We start from the raw sequence: 14,371 nt of genomic DNA, 5'->3' as shown, positions 1-14,371 counted from the left end.
CCAGATTGAGCGAAGGTTCCTCTGACCTATCCCGCATGGATCACATCGTTCTCATTCGCAACCCCTGCTTACCTTCAAGTGTCTTTCGCCGCGGTCCCAGGAACGCCACACTCAGCCGGAAAGAAGCCGACGGCTGCGCGCGGACATACTGTCTTGCTGCGTCATTCGCTCTCCTGTTGCCGGCCGTGATTTGATGTCAGCGAAGGCGTAAGCATTAAACTATTGGATATGGCCTCGCATTCCCACAAGCCCATCGCTATCTATTACGAACAGCCCCACTGGTTCAAGCCCCTCTTTGCCGAACTCGATCGTCGCGGCGCCAACTATGTCCGTTTGAATGCTGTCGAGCACTCCTATTCAGCCGAGGATCGTCTCGAGGACCAATACTCGCTGGTCTTCAACCGGATGAGCCCTTCGGCGTGGAACCGAGCACACGGGGACTCCATCTTCTATACGCTTGGCTATCTCGAACACCTGGAACGGCGCGGCGTTCGCGTCATCAACGGTCTGAAGGCTTTCCGCATGGAGCTTTCCAAGGCCGCGCAGCTTACGCTGCTCGAAGAGCTTGGCCTCCCCTATCCGAAGGCTCGAGTGATTCATCGCGCCAGTCAGGCCGCCATTGCCAGCGAGGGCCTGCGCTGGCCGGTCGTCGTGAAACCAAATATCGGCGGCAGCGGCGCGGGCGTGAAGCGGTTCGATTCTTTTGACAGCCTTGGAAAGGCCGCCAGTGAAAACGCGCTCGTCTTCGGGCTCGACTCGACCGCGCTGGTGCAGGAGTTCATCCCCGCGCGCGACGCGCATATCGTCCGCGTCGAGGTTCTCGATGGCCGCTATCTCTATGCCATCAAGGTGCACATCACCGGCGAGACCTTCGACTTGTGCCCCGCGGATATATGCCGCACCACCGATGGAGTCGATCTGAATCGCGGCGCCTGCGCCATCGACGCGCCCAAGTCGGGCATCCGGGTCGAGGCCTACACCCCGCCCGCCGAGGTCATCGCGGATGTCGAGCGGATCATGCGCCACGCAGGCATCGAGATCGGCGGCGTTGAGTACATGACCGACGATCGTGACGGTCAGCGCCTTTACTACGACATCAATGCGCTCTCAAACTTTGTCGCCGACGGGCCGCGGGTGATTGGCTTTGATCCGTTCGCGAGCCTGGTCGACTGGATCCAAGCCGAAGCCTCTCAGGCTTCTGATGCGTCTAGGGCCCCCGAACGGGATTTAGCCGTACGAGGGATCATTTAATGCGCTTTGGATTCTGGCTTCCGGTCTTCGGCGGGTGGCTGCGTAATGTTGATGAAGAAGGAATGGATGCGAGTTGGGATTACGCCCGCGACCTAACCCAGCGCGCCGAACAGATCGGCTACGACTTGACCCTTATCGCGGAATTGAACCTCAACGACATCAAGGGTGTCGAAGCGCCTTCGCTCGATGCGTGGTCGACCGCAGCCGCACTGGCTGCGGTGACCAACAAGCTGGAGTTGATGGTTGCGGTCAGGCCAACTTTTCACAATCCCGCATTGCTCGCCAAGCAGGCTGCAAACATCGACCAGATTGCAAAGGGTCGTCTTAGCTTGAATGTTGTCTCCAGCTGGTGGGCCGATGAGGCGACCAAGTACGGAGTCAAATTTGAGCAGCATGACGATCGCTATGCGCGGACCGCGGAGTGGCTCGAGGTGGTCAACGGCTGCTGGTCGCAGCAGCATTTCTCATACTCGGGAAAGTATCACAGTGTCAGTGACAATATGCTCTCGCCAAAGCCGGTGACTCAGCCGCGGCCGACGTTTTATGCGGGCGGGGAGTCGGAGACGGCAAAGCAACTGATTGCATCGAAGTGCGATGCCTACCTGATGCATGGCGATCCTCCGGATATTGTCGCAGCCAAGGTTACAGATATGCGCCGTCGCCGGGAACAGTTGGAATTGCCGCCAATGAAATATGGGATCGCGGCCTATTCCATCGTCCGGGACTCGGAGGCCGAAGCGCAGAAGGAACTCGCCCGGGTTACCGATGTCCGCCAATCAGCGCGCGGTTACGCGAATTATCAGCAATGGATTACCGGCTCCAATCTCGAACAGAAGATCTCGCTCGAGGATTACTCTGTTTCCAATCGAGGATTGAGAAGCGGCCTGGTGGGCACTCCGGAGCAGGTGAGCGCGCGGCTGGAAGAATTTGCTGCCGCAGGTGTCGATCTGGTGTTGCTTCAATCGAGTCCGCAGAGGGAAGAGATGGAGCGCTTCGCTGCTCAGATTATTCCTGGACAGGACCGGTCTAACGGCCTTCGCGCAGGCGGAATGCGAGACGGTCAGGAAGACCGGCGCGGATGATTTTCATCTGTGCAGCACGCACGTCATAGGGGATGCGAAGAAAGCTGATGGTCATTTTTTCGTCGTCATAAATGCCACAGGCGGCGCGCCAGTCATTGTCGCGCGGCTGCCCGACCGATCCTGGGTTGATCAGGTATTTCGCGCTTTCGCGAAGCTCAATCTCGCACTCCTCCGCACCATTACGGGTGCTGTAGAAGGCATTGACTTTGAAGATCCGTTCCCCATCGGTCGCGAAGCCACCCTGTAGATGAGTATGGCCAAAGAAATTGATGCGCGCCGTGGTCGTCTGCAAAGGCTCCCATGCATCGCGCATCGAGAGCAAATATTCGTCCTCATCGACGGGCGAACCGTGCATCACACTGACCGTCGGCCCGTTCGGCCGGACCGGCCCGTGCGCCAGCGCCAGCAGCCAAGCGGTGTGCTCTTCGGTGAGGATGGATTGCGTCCATTGCGCGGCACGGCTGGCGATTGGATTGAAATCATCGAGAGACATCAGCCCGCAGCAGGCGCGGTCATGATTGCCGCGCACGAACACCGCGCCGAGGTCGCGCACCCGCTCGATGACTTCGTTCGGACTCGCTCCGTACCCCACCGAATCGCCCAGGTTCCATACTGTATCGTGCGGCGGAGCGGCTTCGAGAACGGCTTCCAAAGCATCCAGGTTGGCGTGAACGTCGGAGATGATGAGCGCGCGCATGGCGGAAGAAAGCCCCGAAAAGGCTTCACCAATGTTACAGGATTGCTGCAGTGTTCGGAGCAGCGCGACTGTGGCGCTACAACCTTGTCAGGAGGCCGGAATTTGGGATTGCCGAACCCAGTGGCCGGGGAAGCGCTCGACCATCCGTCCGCCGTCCGCCTCCGCTTGCTGAGTCAGCGTTGCCAGCGGGAGGTCCCGATCCGTAGTAAGCGTGGGGATGGCTCCGATCAAGCTGGCCGTGTAGGGATGAAGCGGGTCATGGAAGACCTGCGCCGTCGAACCGCTTTCGAGCGCCATTCCATTGCGCATCACCATGACCCGATCCGCGACCTGCGACACCACCGCAAGGTCATGGGAGATGAAAAGCATTGCCAGCCCGAACTGGCTCCGGAGCTCAGCCAGCAATTCCAGGATCTGCGCCTGCACGGTTACATCGAGGGCGGTAGTCGGCTCGTCGGCAATCAGCAACCGCGGCCGGTTGGCGATGGCCATGGCGATGAGGATGCGCTGTCTTTGTCCTCCGGAGAACTGGTGGGGATAGTCTACGTAGCGGTTGGCGGCATCCGGTATGGCGACCGATTCGAGGGCCTCGATGGCAACGCGGCGCACCTGGCGACGCGAGAGTCCCGGCTGATGAGCGCGGATTGCTTCGGCTACCTGTTCGCCGATAGTCATAACCGGGTTCAGGGCGGTCATGGGCTCTTGAAAGATCATGGCGATCTCCCGCCCGCGGCGTTTACGCAGCTCGCTGTCTTGCAGCGTAAGCAGGTCAATCCCGCCAAAGCGGATCAACCCTTGGATCCGCGCCGCCGGATCGAGAAGACGCAGGACTGCCAAGGCGGTAACCGATTTGCCCGATCCCGATTCACCGACCAGACCGAGCACCTCTCCCTCGTCAATGGAGAAACTCGAATCGGCAACCACTAGCCGCTCCTGGCCTGCAGAGCGAAACCAGATCGAGAGATTTTTCACATCGAGGAGTGTGGCCATAACCTTTGTCAGATCTCAGACTACCAGCGCTGTTTCAAATGGATTGTGAGCGGGGGGGATCGTTCCTAGCCAGTCTTTGCCAATCCAAACGCCCAGGACGTTGGTTGAGGCCACTCCACCCATTGTTGAAATCAGCCCAAAAAAGCTAGTTGGGTGAAATAAAAATAGCCCGTGCCGGTGAAATAATCGTAGGGCAGTACCATTTTGGATTCCTTCCCTTTATGAATGTTGTTTTTCCTGCCCGTAATGCCGCATTCATGGTGCAAGGCAATAATCAAGTAGAAAGGGCGACACGACTGAAGTACCAGGGAGCAGGATCATGGCAGGATCACAAATCTCGTACCTCTGGAAAGACCGCCACGCAGCCGAGGGCTTCGCTTCAGGTGTTTCCCTCCATAGTCACACCAGCCAATCAAAGGAAACGCTAGACTTTCTGGCGAATTTGGGCAGTCGGTCGCGCCTGATCGGCAGACTACTAGCGTTCGGCGAGGGACGGGCGCGGGAGCGGTACGGTCTCCGCCTCAACTACGCAGCCGGCTACTGGACGCCGCCTCTGACTCCACGGTTGGCTTTCGACCTTGAAAGCAAGCAAGTCGAATCGCTCGGTGTCTCACCGTTGGTCTCGATCACCGACCACGACAACATCACCGCACCGATGTTGTTGCGTACGGTCGCCGCCGCCCGTCATATTCCAGTATCAGTGGAATGGAGCGCGCCTTTCTTTGGGCCTGAAGGCACGTGTGAGCAGTCATTTCACCTCGGCATCCACAACCTGCCTAGCGACACCGGCGCTGAGTGGATGCGGACCTTTGAGGAATTTACCGCCGACCCCTCCAATGCCCGTCTCACCGAGATTCTCTCCGCCCTTCATGCGCTGCCGAATGTGCTCATTATCTTCAACCATCCGATGTGGGACCTCTACCTGATCGGCGAAGAAAAACACCGGACCTACGTCGACTTCTTCATGGCGCAGAATGGGCAGTTCATGCATGCGCTGGAGTTGAATGGGCTTCGGATCTGGGCAGAGAACCGCGCCGTCAAACGGATGGCGGCGAAGTACGGCAAGCTGCTGATCTCCGGCGGTGATCGCCACGGCACCGAGCCGAACGCCAACATCAACCTGTCGAATGCCTCGACCTTTACTGAATTTGTCCACGAAGTACGCTATCAAGGCATCAGCAACGTGCTCTTTATGCCTCAATATGCAGAGCCCTGGAAGCACCGCATCTTGCAATCGACTCTCGATGCGATCCGCGATTATCCGGAATTCCCGCAGGGCTCGCGCCGCTGGGATGAGCGCGTCTATCATCCCGACCAGAACGGCGTAGTTCGGCCAATTTGCGAACTCTGGACTAACGGTGCGGTGCCCGGATACGTGAACGTCATCATCAAAGCAGTCCGGCTGATGGGAAGCGGGCCAATCTCGGGCAGTCTCCGGCGCGCCTGGGATGAATCCGGTGAACTAGGGTTTGCGCTAGGCGACTAGAATTCTTGCGTCGGCCGCTAAGCGACCGTCTACAGCAGTCCCCGAGTTGCCGAACGCCTGGCGGCATCCTAAGTCAAGGACTGAGGATACGGTGACGACCGGTCAACGCAAGGTTCATCTTCAAGATCTGCTCGGTCGAAGTGCCGTCCAGACCTTCTCCGCGAATGAGCGGATGAATCAGCGTATTATCGAGCACCTTGACCCGGCTGCCTGGCGAGCTAGACCGCCCGGCAATGTGCGCACCATCGCCGCAATCTTCACGCACATGCACAATGTGCGCTGCAAGTGGGTCAGGCTCACGGCTCCCCACCTGAAAGTCCCACTGCAACTCAACCGGGCGCATTGCACCCCGCAGCGAGCTAGTGAGGGCCTGGCGGAGATTGCAGCTCGTTGCGGAGAGATGCTTGCTGAAGTGCTTGACGGCAGCGGTCGGGTCAAGCAGTTCCACAGAGATGGCTGGGCCCAGCCTTGGCCGGTTGGGCCGGAGATGCTCGGTTATATGCTTTCTCACGAGGCGCATCATCGAGGCCAGGTGTGTATGCTCGCGCATCTGCTCGGATTCCGGCTGCCGGAGGAGGTGACCTCCGGGATCTGGAATTGGGAAAGGCTGTGGAAGGAGTGCGGCTTCTCACAGGGCCCGGGTTACGCCGATTAGAGATTGCGCAAGACCACCGTCCGTCTTTGAGCCTGATGTTATTAGCAACATCCATGCTGACTTAACCTGACTGTCAACCCGCTGCCAACGGAATGGAATAAACTCGCCGTATGCGCGTGGCCTATTTTCCCGACTCGTTCCATGAAGTCAACGGAGTGGCCCATACCAGCCGGCAGTTCGAGGCGTATGCGCGGCGCCGTGGTATGCCATTTCTGTCAGTCAGAGCGGGGGATCGCACGGAGCGTCACGTCCAAGAGTCGCAAGTAGAGAGCCTCGAACTTAAGCGCGGCTTTCTTTCCTTTGCTCTGGAGAAGGACCTTCGATTCGACCTCGGTTTTCTTCGCCATCTTCCCTACATCACCCGTACAGTAAGAGCCTTCAATCCGGACATCATTCACATCACCGGTCCCAGCGAGTTGGGAATGATCGGAGCGTGGCTGGCCCATTCGCTTCAGGTTCCTCTAGTCGCCTCATGGCACACCAATGTTCACGAATACGCGGCGAAGCGTTCGTCGTGGTTCCTGCGCTTCCTGCCGGTCGGTCATTCGACCAACGCTGCAATGCACATCAAGCAGGTGACGCTGGCAGCAACAGCCCGGTTCTACAAGCTGGCTCAGATTCTTTTCGCCCCCAATGTGGATTTGTGCGGGCTGCTCGAGCGAAAGACCGGAAGGCGGTGCCTGTTGATGCCGCGAGGGGTCGATACCCAGCTGTTTTCGCCGGCGCACCGCAAAAGATCCGCGGACGACGACGAATTTGTGCTTGGATTTGTGGGTCGCCTCTCGATCGAAAAGAACGTCATGCTCTTCAAGCAAATCGGTGATCAGCTCCTCGCTGCGGGTCTCAGCAACTTTCGCTTCCTCATCATTGGCCATGGGACGGAGGAAGCGTGGCTCCGCGAGAATGTGCCAAGGGCGGAGTTGCCGGGCGTTCTGCGTGGAGCGGAGTTGTCCACCGCCTACGCCAACATGGATCTCTTCGTTTTTCCCTCACATACCGACACCTTTGGCAATGTCGTTCTGGAGGCATTGGCCTCGGGAGTACCGGCCATCGTGACCCCGGATGGGGGACCTTGCCACATCGTTCGCGACGGGGAAACCGGACTGATCGCCGAAGATACCAGCTTTGCTGCCGCAGTCGCGTCTATCCTGGAGCATCCGCAGCGCCATTCCGCAATGCGCCGGGCGGCACGCCAATATGCGTTGACAGCTTCGTGGGATGCGGTCTTCGAAGGAGTGTATGAGGCGTATGAGAAAGTGGCGCCGAAGCTGGCCCGCAACGTCGCCTGGCGAGCGGCACTTTAGGAAGGCTCTGGCAGAGTAGAAGTACCGCTCCTGGACGCAACCCACCAGCCAGCCGGCAAGCCTTTCCGCCAAGGAAGGCTCAAAGAACCGATTTTCGGAACACCGGAATACCTGGCACGCTAAAGCTGCGTTTCGATTTCACCAGCCGCTTTAACCGAGGCGGCGAGCGAAGATCAGGATCACTGTCCCTAAGGTCTTGGGAATAAGCCGCTGGTAGAGCTCAATAAGATGGTAAAAGGCACTCGAGTTGCCGGCATATCCTGGATCGGGGTTGTGGGTGTACGTGGCATTTGTCCATAGCGTTGCGGGAAGATATTGGTGAATGGCGCCGAGTGTGTTCAACCGGTAATACTTGGGAAATTTGTCGGTCTCCGGACGGTGAGCCTGGAGCAGACGTAGAAGTCTGTTTCCTAAGCGACTCTTCAATAACCGGGCTCCTACGCTGAAGTAGCTCCAGCGATTTGGGGTTCGAGCGCAAAACCATCCCCCGACCTTGAGCACGCGGCGAATCTCGGCAACGAACTGGTTGGGATCATCGACATGTTCGAGCACCCAGTCACAAAGCACCAGATCGAAGGATTGGTCGGGGAAGGGCAGGGGCTGACCGGCCTCGATAACAACCGCTTGATCCAAATACGCATGGGTCTGCACGATGGGATCGATGTCTGCCCCGATGCGGCACGAATGCCTTTTTCCCAGCTGGATGAGCCAATGATGCCATGCTCCGTGGTCCCCCTCGAAATCGGAGCCTCGTCCCGCACCCAGGTCGAGAACTACGCCATCCTGTGGGAGAACGGCGACGACGCGTTGATAGAACTCGACCGTCCCATTGTTGCTCGCGTATCCACCGGCGGCCATCTCGGGATGGCGGATGGCGTTCGAATCCCGGGGCTCAACGCCGCGAGTGCCTCCTCGACTGCTATCTGCCACGGAGCCCTTTCACGAGTTTCTTGCGCGCGAGCACTCCACCAGCACCGAAACGACATTCATGGCAGGGTCGCTTTCTTCTGGCAGCCTAGCTACGACCGTCCGCGGATGCAAGCAAAGAGCATCCCAGCAAGGGTGGCGTTCGAAAGAATTTACCAGGTTGAAGGAGGAAGACATATGCGAAGGTTGAGCGTCAAGACGCGAAAGAAGCGCGAGATTGTCGACATCACCGACGAAGTTCAAGAACTGCTGTCCGGCTCGACTGGGATTTGCTTTGTTCACGTGCAGCATACGACAGCGGCGCTCACCACCGCAGATCTCGATCCGGGAACCGATCTGGATATGCTGGACGCCTTCGAGGCGATGATGCCTAAGCTGAAATACCGGCATCCGCATAACCCCGCTCATGTACCTGACCACATCCTCTCGTCGTTGATCGGCGCCGCGGCCAGCGTTCCGGTCGAGGATGGTACTCTTGTTCTCGGCACCTGGCAGCGGGTGATCCTCGTCGAACTGGATGGTCCGCGCGACCGCAATCTGACCGTCAGTTTTGTTGCCGGCTCCTGAAACGGAAGCCTGCGGCGTCTCCGCGCGTTAGGCTTCCGTCGGGATCCGTTACTCGATCTGACCGATGTAGACACCAAAGGGCGGCAAGTTGACCGCGTCGAGCGAAGCCGGATCGCTGCTGCCGGGGGTCTTCATCAGGGTCTTCGCCTGCTTTCCGGTGATCCCGGTACCGCTGAAGTCGAAGGCGAATCTCTGCGGGTCGGCAGTGAAGTTGCAAGCGATGACCACGGTCGGCTGCCCCTCCAACTGCCGGGCCCAGGCAAGCACTTTGGTGTCACTTTTGTTGAGGGTGACGTTATTCCCTTTGCCGACGGAGGGGTTCTGACGGCGCAGCTCGATCAGTTGCTTGTACCAGTTCAGCATCGAGTTGTAGTCGGGAACCTCGGTCTGGACGTTGTAAAGGACGTAGCTGGGCGGAATGGGAAGCCACGGCGTGCCGGTGGTGAAGCCGGCATTGGGGCCGGGCGTCCACTGCATTGGGGTTCGCTCGCCGTCGCGGCCCTTCTCCTTCGGCCAGCCGGTGATGCCGATCGGATCTTTCACATCTTCCTTGCGGACCGGCGGCGTGGTCTTCATGGCGATTTCATCGCCGTAATAGAAAAGAGCGGTGTCGCGGGTGGCGAAGAGGACGGTCGCCAGCATGCGCTCGATATCGAGGTTGTGGATACCGTCGCCATAGCGTGCGTCGATGCGCGGATTGTCATGGTTATCAAAGACGAGCAGGGGCTGATCGTTGTCGATCTGGGTCTCGACCTCATCGATATGCTGGCGGAAGGCGTTCACGTCGAGCTTATTGATCATGCCCACCTGGAAGTCCATCGGCAGCTGAAGTTCGTCGTTCTTGGCGCCATAGCTCTTCCGTAGATCGGCGACGTTGCTGAAATAAGTCTCGCCGATGAGCACCCGGCCGGGGAACTCGTCGATGACCTTGCGCAGTTCCTTCTGAACGTCGTGGACCTCAGGCAGGTTGTTGGTGAGCGAGTCGTCGAGTTCCTGATCGCCAAATGCGTTGATTTTTGGATTCCCGCCTGCATCCTTGATGACCTGTTCGTCGCGCAGTTGGGGATCTTCAAAGAGGGTTGGAATCGCGTCCAAACGGAAGCCGTAGACGCCGCGCCTCATCCAGAAGCGGCAGGTGTCGTACATTGCTTTGCGGACCTTTGGATTGTTCCAATTCAGATCGGGCTGCTGAATATAGAACTTGTGATAGTAGTACTGGTTCGTTTTTGGATCGAACTGCCAGGCCGAATGGCCGAAGACGGAAGTCCAGTTATTCGGCGGCTGGCCAGGCGCCTTACCGTCCTTCCAAACGTACCAGTCCCGTTTGGGATTGGTCTTTGAGCTCTCCGACTCAAGGAACCACTTGTGCTTATCCGAAGTGTGGTTCATGACCATATCCATGATGATCTTGATGTCGCGCTTCTTGGCCTCGGCGACGAGATGGTCAAAGTCAGCGAGAGTGCCGTAGGCGGGGTCGATGGCCTCATAGTCGGAGATATCGTAGCCAAAGTCGACCTGAGGGGACGGATAGATCGGGGTCAGCCAAATCGCGTCGACGCCGAGCACCTTCAAGTAATCGAGCCGTGAGGTGATGCCATTGAGATCGCCGATGCCGTCGCCATTCGAATCCTGAAAGCTCCGCGGATAGATCTCATAAATGACTGCACCCTTCCACCACTGATTGTCCGGGGTGGACTCAGCCGAGAGGGTGTGCGACCTGGCGGGTGTAGCGTGATCTTGGGCGAAGGAGGATGGTACAGCGAGGCTCGAACTAAGTAGAGCGGCAATCAGTATTTTGTTGGTGGTGAGGAAGTTCATTGGCGGTCTCCCGAAAGTCAAAGCAAGGTTAAAGCAGTTCTCCTACCTTGTGCACCTTCGATGGTGAGCCAGAGCGGCTTTCTGGGGAGAAGCCACGGTGGTCATCCACACGCCGGCATAGATCGAATAGATCGATAGGAGAACTGCGCCCATAGGGCTCTGGCGAAGTCCCAGAATAGCCTACTCCCTCAAATCGGACTGCGGCACGAGTTTGAGGCTATCGGCCGAGTTTCTGCTCGTTGGGTGGATCGTTGTCTCGAGTTTATTTCCTGCCTGGCCTACCTGAGCACTGGCAACGGCAGCGCGAAACTGGTTCTTCCCGCCTCTCTTGGCAACGTACATTGCCGAGTCGGCTTCGGACAGGAGTTCCTCGATCGTCTGGCCAGAGTCGGGGTAAATCGCTACCCCTAAGCTACAGGTGGTTGAGAGGGAGTGACCCTCTACCTCAATGGGAGTATGGAGCGCATCGATGATCTTGTCCGCGCAAGCGAGAGTGTCACAATCCTCGGTGATGTCGGGCATAACGATGACGAACTCATCGCCGCCAATCCGAATGACAGAGTCAGTGGCGCGCACCGAGCCTTTGAGGCGGACCGCGACTTCAACCAGAACCCCATCACCGCTGGAGTGCCCAAAGGTGTCGTTGATTGACTTGAAGGCGTCTAGATCGACCAGGAAGACTGCCACCTTTCCACCGAAGCGCTTGGCTCGTTCGATCGCCTGGCCGATGCGATCCCGCAGCAGACTTCGGTTGGGCAGGCCGGTAAGGTTATCGTGGTGGGCCGCGTGCAGCACGCACTCCTCGGTGCGCTTTCGCTCGGTGACGTTCGAGATTGTAATCGCGACACCGTCATTTAACTTGATCGCCTGGATGCGCACCCAAGGGGAAGAGGGGACGTCCCTTTCCGTAGGCAATTCTTCGACGTAGCCCTCTCCGGTGATGACTACCTGCTTATACCGGTCAAAAAGCCCATTGTGGCGATGCTCGGGAAAGATCTCGCACATCCTGGCGCCCAACATTGAACTTCGTGAAAGGGCGGTCATCTTCTCGACATTCGAGTTCAGGTAAGTGAAAACGAAGTCTTCGATGTCGAAGTTGCTATCACGAATCGACTCACACAAGTACAAAGCGTCCATACTGCATTCAGCCGCCCGATAGAGACAATCGCGTTCTTCTTTCAGGGCCAGCTCCAACACCAGCGAGGCATCGCGCTGGCGCTTGAGCTCACTTAAGTCGCGGGTCACCTTTGCGAAACCAGTAAGCCTTCCGACCGGATCCCGGATGGCGGTAATGACGAAACTGGCCCAAAATCGCTCTCCGTTTTTTCTCAGCCGCCACCCCTCTCCGGCAACGCGTCCCTGGAGGCTTGCTTTCTCCAGTTCCAGGGCGGGCACGTGGGCCTGTACGTCTTCAGGGACAAAGAACATCTTGAAGTTCCGTCCCAAGACCTCACGGCTGCTGTAGCCATTATTGATCTCCGCTCCCCGGTTCCAGGTGATGACCTGGCCGCGAGCATCGAGCATGTAAATGGCGTAGTCTTCGATCGAGTCGACCAGCAAGTGGAAGCGATTCTCGCTACTGCGGAGCGCGGCGCTCCCGTCTTCCTTGAACATGGCGATCGATCTCCGCTCAAGAAGGATCATCGGCAAATCGGGCCGGTTCACTACCTTCGCTGGGGAGAACGTTGAACTATGGAAGTTTAGGCGGCTTATACCCGAAATCTAGACCAAAATGGGGCTCCGACTTGGTACCGCTCACCTGGATCGGAACCACTGTCCCATAACCCTGCTTGGCAAATAGAGGATCCGCTAGTTTGAGCAGGAGTGACTTCCATCCGGTAGTCATCTGGGAGGGGTGGGCGTGCAGCTTCGCGTGGCCATGAAAATCGAATTTGCTGCCGTCGAGGGTGTAGATGCCGGCCATTTGGATCTCCGCTCCGGGAACCCCGAAGCTCAAATCCGGAAAATCCATGCGGCTATTGGCCAGGGTGAAATCGCCCTTGACTTCAGCGGCGGTCTTTGGCTCCGGCTGCGGGGGGCTCTGGTGGAGATCCGGATCCTTCGGATGACCCTGCCCCATCCGGCTCAGCAGGTTGATCTTCTGCTGAATCTTGTCGCTGCTGAAATAAGCGCCGCTGACGTCAAAATCCCCGTTCAGGTGCAGCTTATCGGTGACCGGGACATCGCCGGGCGGCAGGAAGATGCGCGCTTTCATGCGCAGATTGCCATCCATTACCGGAGGATCGGTGCGAACCGCAAGCCGGAGAAAGTCTTCGATCCGGGCGCTTGTCATAGTTACATCGAGGGTGATGACATGACCGTGAGGACGGCCTTTCGCGGCCTCCATCGGGTCCTGGCGGACCGGAGTTACGAGGGTCGGCGCGGTCGGCACGCGCACTACTGAGCCGGTCACTATAAAGCGAGAATGTGCCAGTTGCGCATCAACCGGCTGCAGATAGGTATCGCCGCTGGTGCCATCGACGATGGCGTGGAATACCGTGTGCAGAGGCATCGGATGGTTGCCGCTGCTGAGCCGGAAATCGGGCACAGTCGCCTGGCCGTCGACGGTAAGATGATTCAGCGGTCCCTGGTACTTGCCGGTTGAGGAAAGGATCCCACCGATTCCCTTGAAAGTCGCCAGGTCGGCACGACTGAAAAAGTACGAACCCCACACTGGAGTCATTCCCGGGTTCTCCTGCTGAAAGGGACCGAAGTAGCCGGAAGACTGAATATTGCCGATGGGCTTAGGGTTGACCAGGGTGGCCGAGAATTGCATTGGCTTGCCGTCTCCCACCTTATGCAGCACAACTTGGCTGATCTCAAAGTCGAGCGGCAGTTTGCCCGGTTTGCTGGTGCCGATCAGCAGCCGCACATCCTGAATCAGCACCTCGTCGACAATGATCTTGAGACCGGCATGGGAGGAAGGTGAGGCAGTTTGTTTGGCCTGCTGCGGAGCGAGCTTTGGAGAAGCAGCCGGGTTGACGGTTGAGTTAGCCGGACGAAGCTCCTTGGGCGGCATATTGATCGCCATTCCATCGACGGAAACCTGACCCACGTGCATCGGGGTTCGCAGAAGGCTCAGCCATGAGGTCCGGAAGCGAAATTTCGTGATGGCGATGAGCGGTTGATCGGTCAGGAATCTTCGCGGATAGAGACGCAATCCCCCGCCTTCCACCTCGAAGCCGCGAAAAACGATGACCTCAAAGTGGTCCAGTTCCACCCGGCTATCGAAGCGGGTCGATAGCGTATCGATGACCCGCGCTCGGAGGATTGGTTCGGCTCGATTCAAGGCGATTTGCGCAGCGATGCCGAGCCCTAGGATCAGGAGAACGAAAAATGCAGCTATCCAGAGCAGAAGGCGACCCCGCCTCTTCCTCTGCTTGCCGGCCTGCACCGCGATTCCGGGAAGCTGGGTGACTTCGCGGATCCCGGTTGGCCCTAATTGCTCTGCCACGTAGACAAACCTTCTTTCAGCGGCAATACTGCTCATTCAGGCGTGAGGCGGGGGTAAGCTGAGACATGCCGCTCCATGCGTCTGCAAGGTACCGCCGTCGCCTCAGATCCCTGGGACCAGACTCCTGCATTCTAGTTAGG

General features: G+C 58.2%; 12 protein-coding genes. 6 read left to right on the top strand and 6 right to left on the bottom strand.

What is annotated here, in order from left to right:
• Positions 1-228 precede the first annotated feature (228 nt).
• Complete coding sequence (locus ACPOL_RS07685) at positions 229-1,251, top strand: ATP-grasp domain-containing protein (RefSeq protein ID WP_114206538.1); 1,023 nt, start codon at positions 229-231, stop codon at positions 1,249-1,251.
• A complete protein-coding gene (locus ACPOL_RS07680; protein ID WP_114206537.1) occupies positions 1,251-2,333 on the top strand; it encodes an LLM class flavin-dependent oxidoreductase in 1,083 nt (360 codons plus the stop codon). The genes ACPOL_RS07685 and ACPOL_RS07680 overlap by 1 nt, the downstream gene beginning before the upstream one ends.
• Here ACPOL_RS07680 and ACPOL_RS07675 read toward each other — a convergent pair.
• Together ACPOL_RS07675 and ACPOL_RS07670 are read right to left on the bottom strand one after the other, a co-directional pair.
• The gene (locus ACPOL_RS07675) at positions 2,278-3,030 is read right to left on the bottom strand and encodes a metallophosphoesterase family protein (protein WP_114206536.1); all 753 of its coding nucleotides are present in this window, start codon (positions 3,028-3,030) and stop codon (positions 2,278-2,280) included. The two genes, ACPOL_RS07680 and ACPOL_RS07675, sit on opposite strands and share 56 nt — an antisense overlap.
• An 87-nt stretch (positions 3,031-3,117) precedes the next feature.
• The gene (locus tag ACPOL_RS07670) at positions 3,118-4,020 is read right to left on the bottom strand and encodes an ABC transporter ATP-binding protein (RefSeq protein WP_114206535.1); all 903 of its coding nucleotides are present in this window, start codon (positions 4,018-4,020) and stop codon (positions 3,118-3,120) included.
• A gap of 319 nt (positions 4,021-4,339) precedes the next feature.
• Here ACPOL_RS07670 and ACPOL_RS07665 point away from each other — a divergent pair, with 319 nt between their 5' ends.
• The 3 genes from ACPOL_RS07665 (at position 4,340) to ACPOL_RS07655 (ending at position 7,465) form a co-directional block, all read left to right on the top strand.
• A complete protein-coding gene (locus tag ACPOL_RS07665) occupies positions 4,340-5,506 on the top strand; it encodes a PHP domain-containing protein (protein WP_114206534.1) in 1,167 nt (388 codons plus the stop codon).
• 91 nt (positions 5,507-5,597) lie between these two features.
• Positions 5,598-6,161, top strand: coding sequence for a DinB family protein (locus ACPOL_RS07660; protein ID WP_114206533.1), 564 nt, complete (start codon positions 5,598-5,600; stop codon positions 6,159-6,161).
• A 110-nt stretch (positions 6,162-6,271) separates the two neighbouring features.
• Entirely contained in the window at positions 6,272-7,465 is a 1,194-nt protein-coding gene (locus tag ACPOL_RS07655; protein WP_114206532.1) for a glycosyltransferase, read from the top strand.
• A 150-nt stretch (positions 7,466-7,615) separates the two neighbouring features.
• Here ACPOL_RS07655 and ACPOL_RS07650 read toward each other — a convergent pair whose 3' ends face one another.
• The gene (locus ACPOL_RS07650; RefSeq protein ID WP_114206531.1) at positions 7,616-8,395 is read right to left on the bottom strand and encodes a class I SAM-dependent methyltransferase; all 780 of its coding nucleotides are present in this window, start codon (positions 8,393-8,395) and stop codon (positions 7,616-7,618) included.
• A gap of 174 nt (positions 8,396-8,569) precedes the next feature.
• Between ACPOL_RS07650 and ACPOL_RS07645 the strand changes: the two genes are divergently transcribed.
• Positions 8,570-8,959, top strand: coding sequence for a secondary thiamine-phosphate synthase enzyme YjbQ (locus ACPOL_RS07645; protein WP_114206530.1), 390 nt, complete (start codon positions 8,570-8,572; stop codon positions 8,957-8,959).
• A 48-nt stretch (positions 8,960-9,007) separates the two neighbouring features.
• Here the strand turns inward: ACPOL_RS07645 and ACPOL_RS07640 are convergent, their stop codons facing one another.
• From ACPOL_RS07640 to ACPOL_RS07630, 3 genes are all read right to left on the bottom strand, one after another.
• Positions 9,008-10,777 (bottom strand): alpha-glucosidase, encoded by a 1,770-nt coding sequence (locus ACPOL_RS07640; protein WP_114206529.1) that lies wholly within the window; start codon positions 10,775-10,777, stop codon positions 9,008-9,010.
• Positions 10,778-10,957: 180 nt separating this feature from the next.
• Positions 10,958-12,391: a sensor domain-containing protein gene (locus ACPOL_RS07635; protein WP_161557247.1), complete on the bottom strand. Its 1,434-nt coding sequence runs from the start codon at positions 12,389-12,391 to the stop codon at positions 10,958-10,960.
• A 76-nt stretch (positions 12,392-12,467) separates the two neighbouring features.
• Positions 12,468-14,231 carry an AsmA family protein gene (locus ACPOL_RS07630; RefSeq protein ID WP_161557246.1) on the bottom strand — a complete coding sequence of 588 codons (1,764 nt, stop codon included), beginning with the start codon at positions 14,229-14,231 and terminating at the stop codon, positions 12,468-12,470.
• Positions 14,232-14,371 lie beyond the last annotated feature (140 nt).

The organism is Acidisarcina polymorpha, assembly GCF_003330725.1.
GTDB lineage: Bacteria > Acidobacteriota > Terriglobia > Terriglobales > Acidobacteriaceae > Acidisarcina > Acidisarcina polymorpha.
The sequence above is the reverse complement of the archived record's forward strand: the minus strand, read 5'-3'. Positions and strand labels throughout refer to the sequence as shown.